The organism is Empedobacter sp. UBA5924 (assembly GCF_002431085.1).
Classification (GTDB): domain Bacteria; phylum Bacteroidota; class Bacteroidia; order Flavobacteriales; family Weeksellaceae; genus Empedobacter; species Empedobacter falsenii_B.
Genome location: NZ_DJDM01000048.1, coordinates 1 through 17,267 on the forward strand (window position 1 = coordinate 1; position 17,267 = coordinate 17,267).

Consider the following 17,267-nt stretch of genomic DNA (forward strand, 5'->3'; position numbering starts at 1 on the left):
TTAGCTAAAATGACTGCTCTTACTGTGGTTCAGTATATTAATACAACATACTTTAATCGAAATATTCATAATCTAAAAACCCAAATTATTTAAAATGCACAACGGGTATAATTAATATTGAATAAAATATAATTATCCTGAATTATTATTTTTTTTAGATTAAATAGAATTTTAGACAAATTAAAAGAGAGATAACATAAATTTCTATTCACAGAACCTCTCTTTATTAACTTTAAATTGGAAATAACAGATTAGTGCCTATGATATAGTAAGTAGGACCATGACTTGAACAAGTTTCTATTTGTACTTTAGCTCAGTACAAATTATTGTCAATCAAATTAGAAGTTTCTAATTATTTCATCTTTTTATAAACAGTGATTAAATATGAAAACTACCTCAACTAAGTAAAGAGAACATTATATATTGATATTTAATTTTCTTGAAATTCCTTTCAAAATATTTAATGACAACTTCATCTTTTCATTTTTAAAATAGTATTTTGCATAGATGAATATTTTCTCGTATCATATCGCAAAGCTTAGCTATTTTCAAGCTTTTAAATTGATGTTTTTTCCTTTGAAAACAAATAAAATAAATGGTTTGAAACATTCCGAAACGATGTCCACAATGAAATTAGGTTCGCCCATTTTTTCGAAAACAAGGATTTTCAATCAAACTATTATTGTATTTGCACAATGGGAAGATGAAAAATCACTCGAAAATTTTCTAAAATCCAATTCATACGGAAAACTTTTGACGAAAGGCTGGCATGTTCGATTAGATTTTTTGAGACAATGGGGAAATATTTCTGGTTTTCAAATTCCGACAAAAAATATCGAGGTAAATATGACAAATGAGCCTGTTGTTGCGGTAACAATTGCGCGAATGAAATACACAGAAATTCCTCGTTTTCTGCGCTGGGGAAGACTAGTCGAGAAATTAGTTCGTGATCACAAAGGCACAACACTTTCTTTGGCTTCTATTCGATATCCCAATATTATTTCGACATTTTCGATCTGGAAATCTCAATTAGAAATGACAAATATGGTAAATGGACATAGCAAAATATCTGATCCAAAAAGACACGCTAACGCAATGAAAGAGCGTAATCGAAAGGATTTTCATTTTGAATTTACAACTCTCCGGTTTAAACCAATTTCTGAACATGGACAATGGAATAATTGCGAATCTTTTCTTCCAAAAAAAGAAAATATTTAGATGAATTTAGCTTTTACAATGCAAAAATTTCAGGATTGGTTTACGCAACAATGGGTGATTCTTTGGGGAAGAAAAATTAATCCTACAGATTATCCGTGGTTGATTGCTCCTTTCGGAGAATTGAACGGAATTGGCGAAGAGTTTATTTATCAATTAGCAAAAAATGAAAATTTAATTGTCACTCGAAATTCAACTTCAAAAGGATTATTAAGATCTATTCATGAATTGAATTTCACTGATAATCAACTTGAAATTCTACCAAAAAAAGTGATCGATTTTTATGAATCTACAGCAAATTATGATTTAGAATTCAATGTAAAATGGAATCCTTATTTTTCATTTTTTGGTTATTTGGTCAACCGATTATTTAGTCAGCGAATTAATCAATTAAATATTCCGACAAAAAATATCGCGCAATCTGAAGATTTAGTAAGTGAAATTATCACACTAAATCATCCGCAAAACAACGAAATTATTTATACCATTTGGTTGAGAAAATTCAAAACTTCGGGTAAAGTTATTTATTCGGGAATTTACGGGACGTGTACACTTCCTTCTGGCAAAACCTGTATCAAAGCTGTTTTTCCTTTACCAAAAGGCAATGCAACAGTTATTATGAGTCCTAGAGTCAGTCATGAGAATGAATTGATTTTAGATTCGAGCGGAAAACAATTTGGAGATGCTGGTTTCTACTTTTTATTGAATGATGCTAAACACAATTATTGGGCTCAATTTATATCTTCATTTACCGATCAATTAATTGTAAAAGAAAAAGATAATCATTTACAAGCAATTCAAATTCTAAAACTTTGGGGATGTAAAGTTTCACTATTTACATATCGCATTCAGAAGAAAACCAAATAAAACGATTTCTTCACATGACTTTACAAATACTTTTAATTAGCTTTATAAAATGAATCATTCAGAACTATTTTACAAAGTTGATATCGTTGTGATTGGAAGTCGTTCAATTATTAGACGAAATCTCAAAAGCTACCGATGCAACATAGGTAAAAAGAAGATCACTCGATTTTAGAGATAACAAATTCACCGAAGAATTAGGGCAAGAAGCCGTAGCAATTGTAGATAAACGTGTGAGAGAAGGCTTGCCCATTCAATGGGTGCAAATAGAGCTGGTGCAGCAATTGCAAGAGAAATAATTGCTTATTTAGGTGTGTAACTTTAACATTTATTTAATCAATGCATTTAGTATTAAATATTTACACGTAAAAACCTTACTAACAAATGGATAATTTATTTGATTAAAGTCTATTAAAAATTAAATTTTTTCATTATAAATAATCAATAATTTTATGAGTTCTATGATTTTAATTAGTGGAATTCACAATCCTAGCGATTATATTTGTAAAAATTTAAAATTAGTAATGACAGCAGTAATCATTATCTTTGTTATACATTGGTATGCTTCTTTATTTTTCCAAACTTTTTTTCATCACCGATATGCATCACATGCAATGTTTACGATGTCAAGAGCTTGGGAAAAAATATTTCACGTTTTAGCGTGGATTTTTCAAGGTTCATCTTATCTAAGTCCCTATACATACGGGGTTATGCACAGACATCACCACGCGTATGCAGACACAGAAAAGGATCCACATTCGCCACAATATGATCCAAATTTCTTTGCGATGATGTGGAGAACTCGTATTGTTTACAACGAAATTGACCACGATAAAACACAAGTTTTAGAAAAATTCAAAAAAGGTGTTCCTTCTTGGCGTTCTTGGGATAGATTTGCTGGAAATAATGCTGTACGTTTAGCTTGGGTAATCATTTACATATTAATTTATGTTGCTGTTGACGCTCCACTTTGGACGTATTTTGTATTCATTCCGATGCAAGTTTTGATGAGCCCACTACATGGTGTAATCATCAACTGGTTTTCACACAAATTAGGTTACCGTAATTACGATGTTGGAGATACTTCGACAAACTTGATGCCGATTGACTGGTTAATGTGGGGAGAATGTTTACATAACAATCACCATAAATTTGGCGGACGTCCTAATTTCGCAGTTAAGAAATGGGAATTCGATCCAATGTATCCATGCATTTGGGCAATGAATAAAATGAATATCATTCAGTTCAAAAAAGGTAAATTAGACACCGATTATATGTAAAATAAAAGCGATTCAATAAATTGAATCGCTTTTTTTATTTCTTTTGATAAACGATACTTTCTATATATTTCTTGAAAAAGAATTTGTGTTCGACGATTTTAAAATTGGGTAGAAAACTTTGATACATTTTAGGCAATTGAGAAATATCCAAACCAATAACAATTCTAAAAAAGCTCAACATCACATTCGTCACACTTTTTTGCCAACCTTTCTGATTTTGTACAAAATCAACATAAAACCACAAACCTCCTACTTTCAAATACGAATTTAATTGACTAAATAATTCTTCTGCTTTGGATTGATTAAAATGATCAAACAAAAAAGTAGTCATCACCACATCATATTTTTTATCCGTTTCGAAATCAAAAATATCCGCAACAATAAAATTTATATTTAAATTCGACGTTTTTTCTATTTTCGCTAAATCAATCATTTTCGAAGAAAAATCAACATAATCTATATCCAATTTTAGATTTAACTTTTCTATTTCAGCGATAAATTTTCCCGCTCCTCCTCCAACCCACAAGATTTTATCATTCTTTTTCAAATATTTTAAAATCACAAAATGAGCTTGATGTTGACGATTTAAAAAAATCAACTGGCTCAACGAATGATAATATGGCGCAATAAAATTGTAATTCATTATTCGAATAAAATTACGCTTAAAATTCCACAAATTGCTTTCAACAAAATCATTCCATCAATCGCAATTAAATAATATAAAATGGCTTTTGGACGATTGAGTTTAAAGGCGAAAATAGCTAAAAAAACAATCGGAATTAACATAAACAATATGCGGTGAAGTGGTAATCCATAACATATTCCGAAGATTACAAAACTCAAAAATCCTAGAAATATTAAGGGTAAAATAATGCGGTTTAACGTAAAATGATAACCATATTTTACAACAAAGGTTTTTAAATTTCGGTTGCTATCATCTTCATAATCTTTCAAATCAAACAAAATCGCATTCACAACGCAATACATAAAGGTTTGAGAAAATAGAAAATAGAATTTTGCATCAATGACATAATGCGTTTCATTCTTCAACATCAAAAATAAAACAGGTAAAAAAACGGTTGTAATCGCCCAAGTCCAGCCAATTAAAAATGGTTTTAACAACATCGTTTTACGTAATGAAATTCCTAATTTTAAATCATAATAACCAAAGGATAAAACTGTCGTAAAAAATAAAACAGCCAACCATTTCCAAGTTAATATTTCGTAATTCGGTAAACAATTTATCGCTAAAATAATTCCAGAAACTAAAGCGATTACGGCTAAAATAGCGGTATAAATACAAACAGATTTACGATGAGTAATGTAAAACTGAGTTCTTGGATTACTTGATGATTTTAAAGATTTTGGAATTCTGTAGGCATACAAATAAAACAATACGGTAATGGTGCTAATAAAAGCGTAATACGCAATTGAATTAAACGGTAAACCAATTTTGATATTCGTCTCTATATTGAGCACGATAGAAAGTAGAATTAAAAAAAAATTGGAAAAAAAAATGTTTACGATAAATCGACTAATCACTTTTTTTTCCATTTTCTTAACCTCTTAAATTTTGAAAAATTCTAGAATGACATTTTTATACGTTTCACCAATCGGAATTTCTTCGTCTTTCAAATATAAGACTTTATTTTGAATTGATTTCACTTTTTTTATCGAAACGATATAAGATCGATGAACTCGGACAAAAAGTTGATCGGGCAGTTTTTCTAAGATAGATTTCATCGATATTCGAGCAGTAATTCGTTTTCCGTTTGCGAGATGAATTTTTACATAATCGTCCAAACCTTCAATAAAATCGATATCATCGTACGCAATTTTATTCAGTTTATAATCAGCTCGAATTGTCAAAAACTCTTTGTCTTCATTCAGTTTTTTATCCACCAAAATCAGCACCGCTTTATTCACTGCTTCTTCAAATCTATCGTAATCTATCGGTTTCAACAAATAATCTATCGCCGCAACATTAAAACCATCAACCGCATATTCTGCAAAAGCCGTAGTAAAAATAACAGGAATTTTCTTTTCTAAATTTTTGTAAAATTCCATTCCATTCGTACGCGAAATCTGAATATCCAAAAACATCAAATCGATTGGAAATTGATTGATATATTTCTGTGCATCTTTCAAATTTGAGAATGTTTTCACTAACTCGACATGTTCATTTCTCGAACAATAATTTTCGATTACCATTAATGCTAAAGGCTCGTCATCTATCGCAATTACTTTAATCATTCAAGAAAATTTTTAGTTCAACAATAAATTTAGATAAATCATTATGAATAGTTAATTTATAATGATTTGTATAAAAATAATCTAACCTCTTTTTCGTATTCTTCAAACCAATTTCACTTTTTTCAGTTTCAGGAGTTACCTCTTTCGAAATGGTATTTTCTACGTTCAAAAATAGTGTTTGTTGCTCAACTTTTATCGAAATAATGACAGGTTCCGAAGCTTCATCAATCACACCATATTTAAATGCATTTTCGATAAAATTAATTAAAATTAATGGCGAAATTCTTAAATCTGCAGAATTTCCTTCGACCTCAAAAATAACAGATTCTTTGTTCGTTAATCTCAATTTTTGCAACTCAATATAATTCTTTATATAATCTAAATCTTGTTGCAAAGGCACAAAATCTTTGGAAGAATCTGAAACTACAAATCGCATCATTTTGGATAATTTCATCACCGCATCCGAAGCAGAATCTGACTTTTGAAGCGTTAAAGCATAAATATTATTCAACGTATTGAACAAAAAATGTGGATTGATTTGTGCTCTTAAATAAGCAATTTCAGACAATTGTTTTTCATTTTTCATTTCCTGAAAACGTTTATTTTGTCGAATAAAAAGCGAAACAATCGCCATCATCGAAAACATAATAATTTTCGGGCTCCACATCATAAAATTACGAGGCGGTTTTCGAGACTCAAAACGATTAAAAGGCGGAATTTTTGGTGGAACTTTGTTAAAATGAAACGCAAATTCTGGAACTTTATACACCACAAAAAAGAAAATGATGAGAATAACGATGTAGAAAAAATAACGTTTCTGAAAATATAATTTTGGAATTAACACGAAATAATTCACCAAAAAGAACACTAACAATAAGATATTTTCAAAAAGCATTCGCTTGAAAAAACCTGTTTTGAAAATATATTGATCGCTCGAAAAATTTGGCGCAGCAATAAATGGAATCAACAGAAAAATAATTGAAACTATACTGAAAATAACGATTTCTCTCTTTGTAATTTTTACTTTATTCATCTTGTAATTCAATTGAAACAATAGAAAAATGTTGTCTATTTGGAATCATCAACGTTTTTATATTTTCATTTAACTCTTCATCCAAAGAAATTAAATAATGATTGTTAACCTCTCCAAAATAAAAATATTATTTGGTATAAAACGTAAGCGCAACCTTGTGATTTGCGTGATTTTGATTAGAAGAATTTATAACATCCAACTCGAAATCTACAAAATTAAGGTAGATTTTGTTCAAATTATCTGTGATTTGATACAAATTTCCTTCCAATTGTTCGATATACGGAATAGTCGCCATTCCTACCAAATAATGCAATTGCTCTGCTTTTTTATTTTGGCGCAACAATTCTCGAAAAGTTTCTACTTTATGCATTTCTTGTTGAAAAAGTTGCTCTTGCAAATAATACTCTTTGTACGTCGCATGAAAAACATATTTCTCCCAAATTGACGTTGTCGAAGCATCAATCACTAAACGATAAGCAAACTGAACTTTTTTAATTGTTTTCATCTTTTGGTTTTCTATCAAAAGGAGGCATTCCATCTGGAGGTGGAGGAATTCCTGGCCCTCCGCCCGTCGGCTCTTTTGCTTTCTCTATATTTTCTGTAGAAATTACAATATCTGCCTCAATTGTATATCCTTTTTCTAAACTTCCGCTCACTTTTGCCAATTGATTTCCGTCTGTATCATCTGTAAAAACATTGTCATTCTCATTGTACGTATAGCCATTCAAACCTTTTGTATAACCATATTCTTTGGCTGAATTTACAATTTCTACAACAGAATTTTCACCTTCTGGAAAAGCGATTTGAGTCACTTTTAATGATTTTCCTTTTTGATCGTAAATATGAACATGGATATGCGTTGCGCGACTTTCGTACCAACCTGGGAAAATAGAATTAAATTCAACATTTCCATTTTCATCGGTTACTTGTCTACCTCTCAAAAATTTATACGATTTATAATCGGTTGGTTGCATTCGTATTCCGCCATATTGCGAATAATTTCCATCTTTATCACAATGCCAAATATCAACAATCGCGCCTATTAAAGGTTGACAGCTTTCATCAACATTGGTTACATTAATTTTGATTGTCGCCTCTACTCCTGTTCGATCGCCTTTTATATTTTTTGATAAAAAATCTTCTGGCTTTTTTGTAGGAAATGGACCTTCTGTTTCAGAGGCCCATACTTCACAATCATTTACAACAGTAGAATCTTTGCAACTCATCAACACTTTTGGAACAATTAAACTTGCTCCTAATAATCCTAAACTATTTTTTATAAAATCTTTTCTTTCCATTTTGTTAAGTATTTTTAACATTAGTAATCAATTACCATTAACAAAGAATTTTCGCTCAACGATTCAAATTCAACATTCTCATCAGATCTTATTTGTAATAAATCTCTTGATTCTATTAAACGATTGTGAACTTCAAAAATACCTGTCAAAGAAATGATTAACCAACTTCTTTCGTTTCTTTTGAATGGTAATTCAGATTCTTTTCTCAAGTCAAATTTTCCTAAAAAAACATTAAACAAATCATGTCGGATTATTTTCTCTAAACGATTCTCTCTATCCAAATCAATTGGAACAATCATTTTAGCAATTTGCTGTTTTTCTTTTACGATGAATAACGCATAGAAATAAGAAAAATCGTGGCTCAAATCGCCTTCTATTTCTATTATAGTTCCTTTTTCTAAGTAATAAACAAATGATTGATTGACTTCAATTTTCCAATTAAAACCATTCATATTCAAGCGAATATTATTCAATAAAGGCATTAAAATAATATAACCACTTTCTTTAATTACTTTTTGATAAGTACCCATTCCGCTTAACGCAACATCATCAATAAAAGCAAAATCCAAAATCGGATTTGTATCATTTAAAGCATTTATCCTAATAAATTTATTTTCAAATAAATTTCGATTCTCAGCCTTGCACAACTTTATCATGTCCTCATATAATCTTCTAAACAAAAGTATATATCGATATTTTGTTATCTAAATTTAAGAGGTTAACCTAAGATTTTTGTAGGTTAATTGAAATATGAATGGTTTTTATTTATCTTTAACATTAGAATTATATTTGATCAAACACAACAAAAATGATAAACAAAAAAGTAAACAGCATCGAAGAAGCGCTACAAGGCGTAGAAAGCGGAATGACGCTTGCTGTTGGAGGCTTTGGACTTTCTGGAATTCCTGAAAACTTGATTCAAGGATTGGTAGACAAAAAAATCAATAACCTTACGTGTATTAGTAACAATGCAGGTGTAGACGATTTTGGTTTAGGATTATTATTACAAGGACGACAAATCAAAAAAATGATTTCTTCTTATGTTGGAGAAAATGCTGAATTTGAGCGTCAAATGCTTTCAGGAGAATTAGAAGTAGAATTAATTCCACAAGGAACTTTAGCAACTCGTTTAATGGCTGCTGGTTATGGAATGCCTGCAATTTTTACTCCTGCAGGAGTTGGTACTGAAGTTGCTGAAGGAAAAGAAATCAGAAAATTTACCTTTCACGGAATCGAAAAAGAATATTTGTTAGAATATGCTTTCGAGCCTGATTTTGCAATTGTAAAAGCGTGGAAAGGTGATACAGCGGGGAATTTAGTTTTCCGTGGTGCAACAGCAAATTTCAATCATCCAGCTGCTATGTGTGGAAAAATTACGATTGCCGAAGTGGAAGAATTGGTAGAAATTGGAGAATTAGATCCAAATCAAATTCATACGCCTGGCGTTTATGTCAATCGAATTATTCAAGGTACGAAATACGAAAAACGAATTGAAAACAGAACTGTTCAACCAAAACCATAAAAGCAATGTTAGATAAAAATGGAATTGCAAAACGAATTGCAAAAGAGGTAAAAGACGGATATTATGTAAATTTAGGAATCGGAATTCCGACATTGGTTGCTAATTATATTCCTGAAAATGTAAACGTTGTTTTACAATCTGAGAATGGTTTATTGGGAATGGGACCTTTTCCTATTGATGGTGAAGAAGATCCTGATTTTATTAATGCTGGTAAACAAACAATCACCACTTTGCCCGGATCAGCTTTCTTTGATTCGGCAATGAGTTTTGGAATGATTAGAGCCCGAAAAATTAATTTAACTATTTTAGGCGCAATGGAAGTTTCGGAGAATGGAGACATTGCCAACTGGAAAATTCCTGGAAAAATGGTAAAAGGAATGGGCGGTGCAATGGATTTAGTGGCTTCGGCTGATAATATTATTGTAGCGATGCAACATGTGAACAAAGCAGGAGAATCTAAACTTCTAAAAGAATGTACACTTCCTTTAACAGGAATAAAATGTGTCAAAAAAATTGTTACTGAATTAGCTGTTTTAGAAGTTTTACCAGAAGGTGGTTTCAAATTATTAGAGCGAGCACCAGGAATTTCTGTGGAAGATATCAAAAATGCAACTGAAGGAAAATTAATTATTGAAGGAGAAATTCCCGAAATGATTTTATAATAAATAAAGATTCGAAAGGAAAGTTAAAAAGCTTTCCTTTTTTTATGCTCGATTTGTTTAACTTTATTCAAATTAATACTTAAAAATCGATGCAAACAAAATTAGTAATCGCTCTACTTTCACTCAATTCTCTTGCTTTTGCGCAGCAACAGAATTTAGTAAAATATGTCAATCCCATGATTGGAACAGAAAAAATGGGACATACTTTCCCTGGTGCAACTGTTCCCTTTGGCGCTGTTCAATTAAGCCCTGAAACGGATTCTATTCCTTATGCTATCAATCACAAATACAATCCAAAAGTTTATAATTATTGTGCGGGTTATCGTTTTGAAGATAAAACAATAACAGGATTTAGTCATACACATTTTAATGGAACAGGACATTCTGATTTGGGTGATTTCTTAATTATGCCAACCGTTGGAAAATTAAAATTAAATCCCGGAACTGCTCAAAATCCTGATAGCGGTTATCGTTCTCGATTTTCGCATCAAAACGAAACTGCCGAAACTGGATATTACAAAGTCAAATTGGATGATTATAATATTTGGGCAGAAATGACCGCTTCTACTCGAGTTGGTTTTCATCAATATACATTTCCAAAATCGATTGATTCACATATTATTTTGGATTTGAATGCTGGAATTTATAATTATGATGACAAAAATACATGGACGTATGTTCGCGTGGTGAATGACACATTGATTACGGGTTATAGACAAACACGAGGTTGGGCAAGAAATAGAACGGTTTATTTTGCGATGACTTTTTCAAAACCATTTAAAAATTATGGACAAAAAAATGAAGACGGACAAGTTGATTACAAAGGTTTTTGGCGTAAATGGAACGAAACTCAGAATTTTCCATTAATCGAAGGGAAAAAGATCAAAATGTATTTCGATTTTGATACAGAAAAAGATGAAAAAGTAAAAATCAAATTTGCGATTTCTCCAGTCAGTCAAACCAATGCGTTAGAAAATCTGACAACAGAAATTCCACATTGGAATTTTGAACAAGTGCGTAATGAAGTAAAAGAAAATTGGAACAAGGAATTGAATCGAATTCAGATTAAAGCTTCAGAAAATGATAAAATAAATTTCTATACAGCGATGTATCATACCTTCATCAATCCAACAACTTATATGGATGTGAATGGGCAGTACAAAGGTTTGGATCAAGAAATTCATCAAGCTAAAGATTTTACAAATTACACCACTTTTTCTCTTTGGGATACCTATCGTGCATTGCATCCGTTATTCAATATCATTCAACCAAAACGCAACAATGATATGGTAAAATCGATGATGAAACATTATGAGCAAAATCCAATAAAAATGTTGCCAATTTGGTCGCATTATGCCAACGAAAACTGGTGTATGAGTGGCTATCATTCTGTTACAGTTGTTGCAGATGCGATTGTAAAAGGTGTTTATAACGGAGATGCAAATGCTGCTTTGGACGCGTGTATTGTTACGGCAAATAAGCGCGATTATGAAGGAATTGGCGATTATATCGACAAAGGTTATATTCCAGCTGAGAAAAATGGTACATCAATTTCGAATACGTTAGAATATGCTTTCGATGATTGGTCGATTGCGCAAGCTGCAAAAAAATTGAATCGAATGGATGTATATGAAACATTTATGAAGCGTTCTGAGAATTGGAAAAATAATTATGATACTTCGATTGGATTTATGCGTCCTCGATTAGCAGATGGAAGTTTCAAGAAAGAATTTGATCCATTGAATACACATGGACAAGGTTTTATTGAAGGAAATTCGTGGAATTTTAGCTTTTTTGTTCCTCAAAATCCAAATGGATTAATTGAAGCAATGGGTGGAAAAAAGAAGTTTGGAGCAAAATTGGACAAATTATTTACGATGCATTTGCCTGACGAATATTTTGCGGAAACAGAAGACATTACGCGTGAAGGAATAATTGGAGGTTATGTTCATGGAAATGAGCCGGCACACCACGTTGCGTATTTGTATAATTGGGCGGGACAAGCGTGGAAAACACAAGAAAAAATCAGAATGATTTTGGATATGCAATACAAGCCAACGCCTGATGGTTTGGGTGGAAATGATGATACTGGACAAATGAGTGCATGGTATATTTTTAGTGCTTTAGGTTTTTATCCTGTTCAGCAAGGATCGACAGATTACGCAATTGGGAGTCCTTTGGTAGATCATGCTATATTGAATTTAGAGAATGGAAAACAATTTGAAATTGAAGTGAAAAATCAATCGAAGAAGAATGTTTACATCCATAAAATAGAGTTGAACGGAAAGAGTTTTTCATCTTTTAATTTGAATCATTTTGATATTGTTAATGGCGGAAAAATCATTTTTTATATGAGTGACAAACCTAAAAAATAAACGTTAAATATTTTATAATTAAATAAATAAGTTTGACTACTTGAGGAATAATGATTAATTTAAATCAAATTTAAAACCAAGAAAAATGGCTAAAAAGGCAAAAAAAGAAGAAAATCATTTACAAGTTTTAGTGGATAAATTAAAAGATCCAAAACATAAACAATTAGTTCAAACGAATCGTTTAAAGAAAAAACGTCGCAATAACGCAAAAAATTAAGCATAAAAAAACCTCCAAAATTTGGAGGTTTTTGTTTTTTAATATTTTATAAAATCCCCATCAACTCTACTTCAAAGATCATGGTAGAATATGGTCCTAATTCTTTTGAAATTTCGCGATCTTTATAACCAATTTCTGGTTTTACAACAAATCTAAATTTACTTCCAACTGGCATTAATTGTACTCCTTCCGCCCATCCTTTTATTACATTTTCCAAAGGAAAAGCGGCTGGCTTCTTACGTTGAACCGAACTATCAAAAACTTCACCTTTGATATTTGTTCCATGATAATGACACAAAACTGTATCGGATAAAGTTGGCTTCACTCCTTCGCCCAATGTGATTATTTCGTACAATAATCCGCTTTCAGTTTCGGTTACACCTTCTTTCAATTTATATTCTTCTCGAAAAGCTAAACCTTCAGTTTTATTCTTTTCAATCAATTCTTGTTTGCGTTTTAGTAATAATTCAGCTACTCCCATACCACAAATTTAAAAGGAATATTTTTAATTATAGCATATTAATCATTTCTACAAATTAGTTTACTTTTAATGAAATTATACAACTAAATGAAAAAGATAATATTTTCGTTACTTTTTACTATTATTTCAATTGTAATTTTCGGGCAGAATATCGTAAAAGAAATACCATTTCGATTAACAAAATACAACAATATTTTAGTACCAGTTATTATCAATCAAAAAGATACGGTGCAATTGATGTTACATACAGGCTCTGATTATATTACAATTATTGAAGATTCGTATAAAAAAATGAAATCTATTTCGATTTCTGATACCTTAAACAATGTGACATCTTGGGCTGGATATTCGGATATGAAAATGAGTCAAAGCAATGTGATTAAATTTGGTAATGAAGAGTTCAGCAAAATTCCAATTTTTATTGACAAACAATCTGGACATGAGAGTGATGGAAAAATTGGTTTGAAATTTTTTGAAGGAAAATATTTAGAAATCAATTTTGATGAGAATAAATTATATGTTTATGATAAAGCTCCTACCAAACTAAAAAAGTATACAAAATTAAATTCGAGATATTCTCAAGAAACACTGTATATAAAAGCTTTTCCATTTATTGACAAAAAACCGATTGAAACAGAGTTTATGATTCACACAGGTTTTTCTGGAGCATTGATGATTTCGGATGATTTTGCCAAAGAAAATAAATTATTAGAAAAATTTGAAATTATTGGAGAATCAAAACTAAATGATGCTGCTGGTAATGTAATACTTTCCAAAAAATCAATTTTACCTAATTTCGAATTGGCAAATCAAACATTCAAAAATGTACCAATGTCATTTTTTGATAGTACAATAAAAATTCAACACAAAAATATTATGGGTGGCGATTTGATTAAACGTTTCAATCTAATTCTCAATCCAGAAAAAGATATTTTATATGTAAAGAAAAGTAAATATTATAAAGACGAGTATTTTAAATTATAAAAAAAATCCACTTCATTTTGAAGTGGATTTTTTTATAAACTATATTGTATTCTTATTTTGCTTTGAATTTGTTAATCGCGTTAATCGTAAATTCTGATAAAACTAATTCACCCGAAATTTTTGCACGCTCGATTAATAACTCATCCCAATTTTCTGTTCCTTCCCAAGAAACACGTTTCAAATGTTTCATTGCTTCTGGATTTGAATTAGCTAATTTTTTAGCTAAAATATCGATGCCTTCATCCATTTCAACTGAATTTGCATAAACTTCTGCATACAAACCTTTTTCTTTAGCCCATTCAGCCGACTGAAATTCAGTTGCATTAATCGCAATTTGTGTAAAAGCAGAATTTCCAACTTTACGTTCTACAGCAGGTCCAACTACAAACGGTCCGATACCTACTGCTAATTCTGATAACTTTACAGATGCAAATTCTGTTGCAAAAGTATAATCTGCTGCCGAAGCAATTCCAACTCCACCTCCGACTGCTTTACCTTGAATACGTGCTAAAACAAATTTTGGTGCTTTGCGAATTGCGTTGATAACATGTGCAAATCCTGAGAAAAATTCTAGACCAGTTTCACGATCTTTGATTGAAATTAATTCGTCAAAAGATGCACCAGCACAGAATGTTCTATCTCCAGCACTTTTTAAAACAATAACTTTTACTTCGTCATCGTTTCCTAATTTTTCAATTTCTGTTGCTAAATTTCTTAATTGAGAACCTGGCATTGAATTACTTTGCGGGTGAAAGAATTCAATTGTACCAATTCCATTTTGTATATCTGATTTTACGTATGCTTCCATATCTAATTTGATAATTTTTTTAAATGTGGTAATGAGCAAATTTAACTAATAAATTATTCATTATATGTTTAATTGTTTGAATCAAAACAATTAATAATTTGAGATGCTTCGACATGCTCAGCATGACAAATATTTCACGTAATTTTTCAATTTGAAAATGATTCTAAATCATCTTCTCATTAACAAATTACCACATTCTCACATTATATTAATCTTGATTTAATTTTTTAACCATTGTTAAAATTGTTGCAATACCAACTGTTTCTCCCGTTTCGTCGTAAATATCAACCAACCAACGAACAATTCCTTTTGCCACATCGTTTTCATCTTTTTTCTCTTGATCGATTTTTTCTTTACACGTAAAACGCACTCCAATTGTAGAACCTGGATATACAGGCTTCACAAAACGACATTCATCTAAACCATAGTTTAATAAAACTGGACCTTTTTTCGCTAAAACAAATAAACCTGCCGCTTTAGACAATAAATAGTATCCGTGAGCAACATTACGCTCAAAAATAGTTCCTTCTAAAGAAGTTGCGTCAACATGTGCATAGAAATTATCCCCAGATAAAGCTGCAAATGCATTAATATCTGATTGTTGAATCGTATGTTTTGCTGTGATTAATGTATCACCAACTTTAACTTCTTCGAAATGCTTCGCGAATGGATGTTTATCTTCTTCGATATAATTTGCTCCATATTGGTATTGTTGAGTAACAGCTGTTAGTTTATTTGGAGAACCCTGGATTGCTGTACGTTGCATATAGTGTAATACACCACGCTTACCTCCCATTTCTTCTCCTCCACCTGCACGACCTGGACCTCCGTGTACTAATAATGGAAGTGGTGATCCGTGACCTGTAGACTCTTTGATACATTCTGCATCCAAAATAACGATACGTCCGTGTAAAGAACCTGCATTCAATACAAATTCTGTTGCGATATCATTATCCGCAGTAACAATCGAACAAACTAACGATCCTTTCCCCATACGAACTAACTCAATTGCTTCAGCAGTTCCGTTGTAAGGAATAATTGTAGAAACTGGTCCAAAAGCTTCGATGTTGTGAACATCAGTTTTATTGAATGGATCGTTGTTTAAAAATAAAATTGGAGAAATGAAAGAACCTTTGTTTTTATCAGCACCTTTCACTTCGAAATTATCTAAGTTTCCAAAAATAATTTCTTGCGATTTAGCTAATTCTTCTACTTTCTCACGAACTTCTTTAACTTGCGCTGCTCCCGCCAAAGCTCCCATACGAACACCTTCCACATTTGGGTCTCCAATTGTAGTCGTTGCCAAACGTTGTCCTAAAGCAATTTGTACATCCTCAACCAAATGAGCTGGAACCAACGCACGACGAACCGCTGTACATTTTTGTCCTGCTTTAGTTGTCATTTCACGTGTAACCTCTTTAATAAAAATATCAAATTCTAGTGAGCCAACTTGTACATCTTCTCCTAAAACACAAGCGTTTAAAGAATCTGCTTCTAAGTTGAATGGAACACCTTCTGAAGTAATTCTTGGATGTGCTTTTAACATTTGTCCTGTCCAAGCAGAACCTGTAAATGTTACAACATCTTCTGACTCTACATTATCTAAAATTCCGTTTGCTGAACCTGTGATTAATTGTAAAGCACCGTCAGGTAAAATTCCAGATTCAATGATTGCACGAACAACAGTTTCCGTTAAGAAAGAAGTAATTGTCGCAGGTTTTACAATAGCTGGAACTCCAGCCAATAAATTAACCGCAACTTTTTCTAACATTCCCCAAACTGGGAAATTGAATGCATTAATATGAATTGCAACACCTCGTTTTGGTGTTAAAATATGTGTACCTAAGAATGTTCCGTTTTTAGAGATTTTATGCGTTTCTCCTTCAACATAAAATGGTTGATCTCCGAATTGACGTCGTAAAGATGCATTGGCAAATAAGTTTCCAATTCCTCCTTCAATATCAACCCAAGAATCTGCACGAGTCGCACCTGTTGCCCAAGAAACCGTGTAAAATTCTTCTTTACGATCCATTAAGTATAAGGCTAATTTTTTCAACATTAAACCTCTTTCTTGGAACGTCATTTTACGTAAAACTGGTCCACCAACTGTACGTGCATAATCCATCATCGCACCGAAATCTAATCCAGCTGATGATGCAGTTCCTATTTCTTCGCCATTGATGGCGTTATATAACATTTGCCCTTCAGACGAACCTTTTGTCCATTGTCCTAAAGCATAATTTTCTAATTGTTTAGCCATTTTTATGTTGTTTGT

General features: G+C 31.6%; 18 protein-coding genes and 1 pseudogene. 9 read left to right on the top strand and 10 right to left on the bottom strand.

The genetic code is table 11. From position 1 onward, the window contains the following. The 4 genes and pseudogenes from B3792_RS14190 to B3792_RS12815 form a co-directional block, all read left to right on the top strand. Positions 1-93 (top strand): annotated as a pseudogene (locus tag B3792_RS14190) (IS982 family transposase); the annotation flags it as partial. A 483-nt stretch (positions 94-576) separates the two neighbouring features. Beyond that, on the top strand, positions 577-1,218 hold the full coding sequence (locus tag B3792_RS12805) for a hypothetical protein (protein ID WP_312068475.1): 642 nt from the start codon (positions 577-579) through the stop codon (positions 1,216-1,218). After that, positions 1,219-2,082: a hypothetical protein gene (locus B3792_RS12810; protein WP_219035105.1), complete on the top strand. Its 864-nt coding sequence runs from the start codon at positions 1,219-1,221 to the stop codon at positions 2,080-2,082. A 521-nt stretch (positions 2,083-2,603) separates the two neighbouring features. Continuing rightward, positions 2,604-3,359: an acyl-CoA desaturase gene (locus tag B3792_RS12815; protein ID WP_286496360.1), complete on the top strand. Its 756-nt coding sequence runs from the start codon at positions 2,604-2,606 to the stop codon at positions 3,357-3,359. A 34-nt stretch (positions 3,360-3,393) separates the two neighbouring features. On the opposite strand, the gene B3792_RS12820 is transcribed toward B3792_RS12815, so the two are convergent. From B3792_RS12820 to B3792_RS12850, 7 genes are all read right to left on the bottom strand, one after another. Beyond that, the gene (locus B3792_RS12820) at positions 3,394-4,002 is read right to left on the bottom strand and encodes a class I SAM-dependent methyltransferase (protein WP_291047553.1); all 609 of its coding nucleotides are present in this window, start codon (positions 4,000-4,002) and stop codon (positions 3,394-3,396) included. Beyond that, positions 4,002-4,913: a hypothetical protein gene (locus tag B3792_RS12825; RefSeq protein WP_291052315.1), complete on the bottom strand. Its 912-nt coding sequence runs from the start codon at positions 4,911-4,913 to the stop codon at positions 4,002-4,004. Before B3792_RS12825 ends, B3792_RS12820 begins: the two co-directional genes overlap by 1 nt. Before the next feature lie 12 nt (positions 4,914-4,925). Then, positions 4,926-5,612, bottom strand: coding sequence for a LytR/AlgR family response regulator transcription factor (locus B3792_RS12830; protein ID WP_291047557.1), 687 nt, complete (start codon positions 5,610-5,612; stop codon positions 4,926-4,928). Beyond that, entirely contained in the window at positions 5,605-6,645 is a 1,041-nt protein-coding gene (locus tag B3792_RS12835; protein WP_291069777.1) for a sensor histidine kinase, read from the bottom strand. Before B3792_RS12835 ends, B3792_RS12830 begins: the two co-directional genes overlap by 8 nt. A gap of 127 nt (positions 6,646-6,772) precedes the next feature. Continuing rightward, positions 6,773-7,150, bottom strand: a complete 378-nt coding sequence (locus B3792_RS12840) for a hypothetical protein (RefSeq protein WP_280037663.1) — start codon at positions 7,148-7,150, stop codon at positions 6,773-6,775. Next, positions 7,137-7,943, bottom strand: coding sequence for an intradiol ring-cleavage dioxygenase (locus tag B3792_RS12845; RefSeq protein WP_286496364.1), 807 nt, complete (start codon positions 7,941-7,943; stop codon positions 7,137-7,139). Before B3792_RS12845 ends, B3792_RS12840 begins: the two co-directional genes overlap by 14 nt. A gap of 20 nt (positions 7,944-7,963) precedes the next feature. Then, positions 7,964-8,599 (bottom strand): hypothetical protein, encoded by a 636-nt coding sequence (locus tag B3792_RS12850; RefSeq protein ID WP_286496365.1) that lies wholly within the window; start codon positions 8,597-8,599, stop codon positions 7,964-7,966. A gap of 152 nt (positions 8,600-8,751) precedes the next feature. Between B3792_RS12850 and B3792_RS12855 the strand changes: the two genes are divergently transcribed. The 4 genes from B3792_RS12855 to B3792_RS12870 all read left to right on the top strand — a co-directional run bounded on the left by B3792_RS12855 (position 8,752) and on the right by B3792_RS12870 (position 12,719). Continuing rightward, a complete protein-coding gene (locus B3792_RS12855; RefSeq protein WP_291069779.1) occupies positions 8,752-9,465 on the top strand; it encodes a CoA transferase subunit A in 714 nt (237 codons plus the stop codon). 5 nt (positions 9,466-9,470) lie between these two features. Further along, on the top strand, positions 9,471-10,127 hold the full coding sequence (locus B3792_RS12860) for a 3-oxoacid CoA-transferase subunit B (protein WP_291069782.1): 657 nt from the start codon (positions 9,471-9,473) through the stop codon (positions 10,125-10,127). Positions 10,128-10,216: 89 nt separating this feature from the next. Then, positions 10,217-12,502, top strand: a complete 2,286-nt coding sequence (locus B3792_RS12865; RefSeq protein ID WP_291069784.1) for a GH92 family glycosyl hydrolase — start codon at positions 10,217-10,219, stop codon at positions 12,500-12,502. 85 nt (positions 12,503-12,587) lie between these two features. Then, entirely contained in the window at positions 12,588-12,719 is a 132-nt protein-coding gene (locus B3792_RS12870; protein WP_257468234.1) for a hypothetical protein, read from the top strand. A gap of 46 nt (positions 12,720-12,765) precedes the next feature. Here the strand turns inward: B3792_RS12870 and B3792_RS12875 are convergent, their stop codons facing one another. Next, a complete protein-coding gene (locus B3792_RS12875; RefSeq protein ID WP_125350278.1) occupies positions 12,766-13,200 on the bottom strand; it encodes an FKBP-type peptidyl-prolyl cis-trans isomerase in 435 nt (144 codons plus the stop codon). An 87-nt stretch (positions 13,201-13,287) separates the two neighbouring features. On the opposite strand from B3792_RS12875, the gene B3792_RS12880 reads away from it, so the two are divergent. Beyond that, positions 13,288-14,184, top strand: coding sequence for a hypothetical protein (locus tag B3792_RS12880; RefSeq protein ID WP_286496263.1), 897 nt, complete (start codon positions 13,288-13,290; stop codon positions 14,182-14,184). 52 nt (positions 14,185-14,236) lie between these two features. Here B3792_RS12880 and B3792_RS12885 read toward each other — a convergent pair whose 3' ends face one another. Further along, positions 14,237-14,992: an enoyl-CoA hydratase/isomerase family protein gene (locus tag B3792_RS12885; RefSeq protein WP_291069786.1), complete on the bottom strand. Its 756-nt coding sequence runs from the start codon at positions 14,990-14,992 to the stop codon at positions 14,237-14,239. A gap of 208 nt (positions 14,993-15,200) precedes the next feature. Beyond that, complete coding sequence (gene paaZ / locus B3792_RS12890; RefSeq protein ID WP_219035116.1) at positions 15,201-17,252, bottom strand: phenylacetic acid degradation bifunctional protein PaaZ; 2,052 nt, start codon at positions 17,250-17,252, stop codon at positions 15,201-15,203. Positions 17,253-17,267: the final 15 nt, after the last annotated feature.

Bases quoted from the DNA above. Each gene is read 5' to 3' on its own strand.
- B3792_RS12810 (WP_219035105.1), top strand. From the start codon at position 1,219: ATGAATTTAGCTTTTACAATGCAAAAATTTCAGGATTGGTTTACGCAA.
- B3792_RS12815 (WP_286496360.1), top strand. From the start codon at position 2,604: ATGACAGCAGTAATCATTATCTTTGTTATACATTGGTATGCTTCTTTA.
- B3792_RS12820 (WP_291047553.1), bottom strand. From the start codon at position 4,002: ATGAATTACAATTTTATTGCGCCATATTATCATTCGTTGAGCCAGTTG.
- B3792_RS12825 (WP_291052315.1), bottom strand. From the start codon at position 4,913: ATGGAAAAAAAAGTGATTAGTCGATTTATCGTAAACATTTTTTTTTCC.
- B3792_RS12830 (WP_291047557.1), bottom strand. From the start codon at position 5,612: ATGATTAAAGTAATTGCGATAGATGACGAGCCTTTAGCATTAATGGTA.
- B3792_RS12835 (WP_291069777.1), bottom strand. From the start codon at position 6,645: ATGAATAAAGTAAAAATTACAAAGAGAGAAATCGTTATTTTCAGTATA.
- B3792_RS12840 (WP_280037663.1), bottom strand. From the start codon at position 7,150: ATGAAAACAATTAAAAAAGTTCAGTTTGCTTATCGTTTAGTGATTGAT.
- B3792_RS12845 (WP_286496364.1), bottom strand. From the start codon at position 7,943: ATGGAAAGAAAAGATTTTATAAAAAATAGTTTAGGATTATTAGGAGCA.
- B3792_RS12850 (WP_286496365.1), bottom strand. From the start codon at position 8,599: ATGATAAAGTTGTGCAAGGCTGAGAATCGAAATTTATTTGAAAATAAA.
- B3792_RS12855 (WP_291069779.1), top strand. From the start codon at position 8,752: ATGATAAACAAAAAAGTAAACAGCATCGAAGAAGCGCTACAAGGCGTA.
- B3792_RS12860 (WP_291069782.1), top strand. From the start codon at position 9,471: ATGTTAGATAAAAATGGAATTGCAAAACGAATTGCAAAAGAGGTAAAA.
- B3792_RS12865 (WP_291069784.1), top strand. From the start codon at position 10,217: ATGCAAACAAAATTAGTAATCGCTCTACTTTCACTCAATTCTCTTGCT.
- B3792_RS12870 (WP_257468234.1), top strand. From the start codon at position 12,588: ATGGCTAAAAAGGCAAAAAAAGAAGAAAATCATTTACAAGTTTTAGTG.
- B3792_RS12875 (WP_125350278.1), bottom strand. From the start codon at position 13,200: ATGGGAGTAGCTGAATTATTACTAAAACGCAAACAAGAATTGATTGAA.
- B3792_RS12880 (WP_286496263.1), top strand. From the start codon at position 13,288: ATGAAAAAGATAATATTTTCGTTACTTTTTACTATTATTTCAATTGTA.
- B3792_RS12885 (WP_291069786.1), bottom strand. From the start codon at position 14,992: ATGGAAGCATACGTAAAATCAGATATACAAAATGGAATTGGTACAATT.
- paaZ (WP_219035116.1), bottom strand. From the start codon at position 17,252: ATGGCTAAACAATTAGAAAATTATGCTTTAGGACAATGGACAAAAGGT.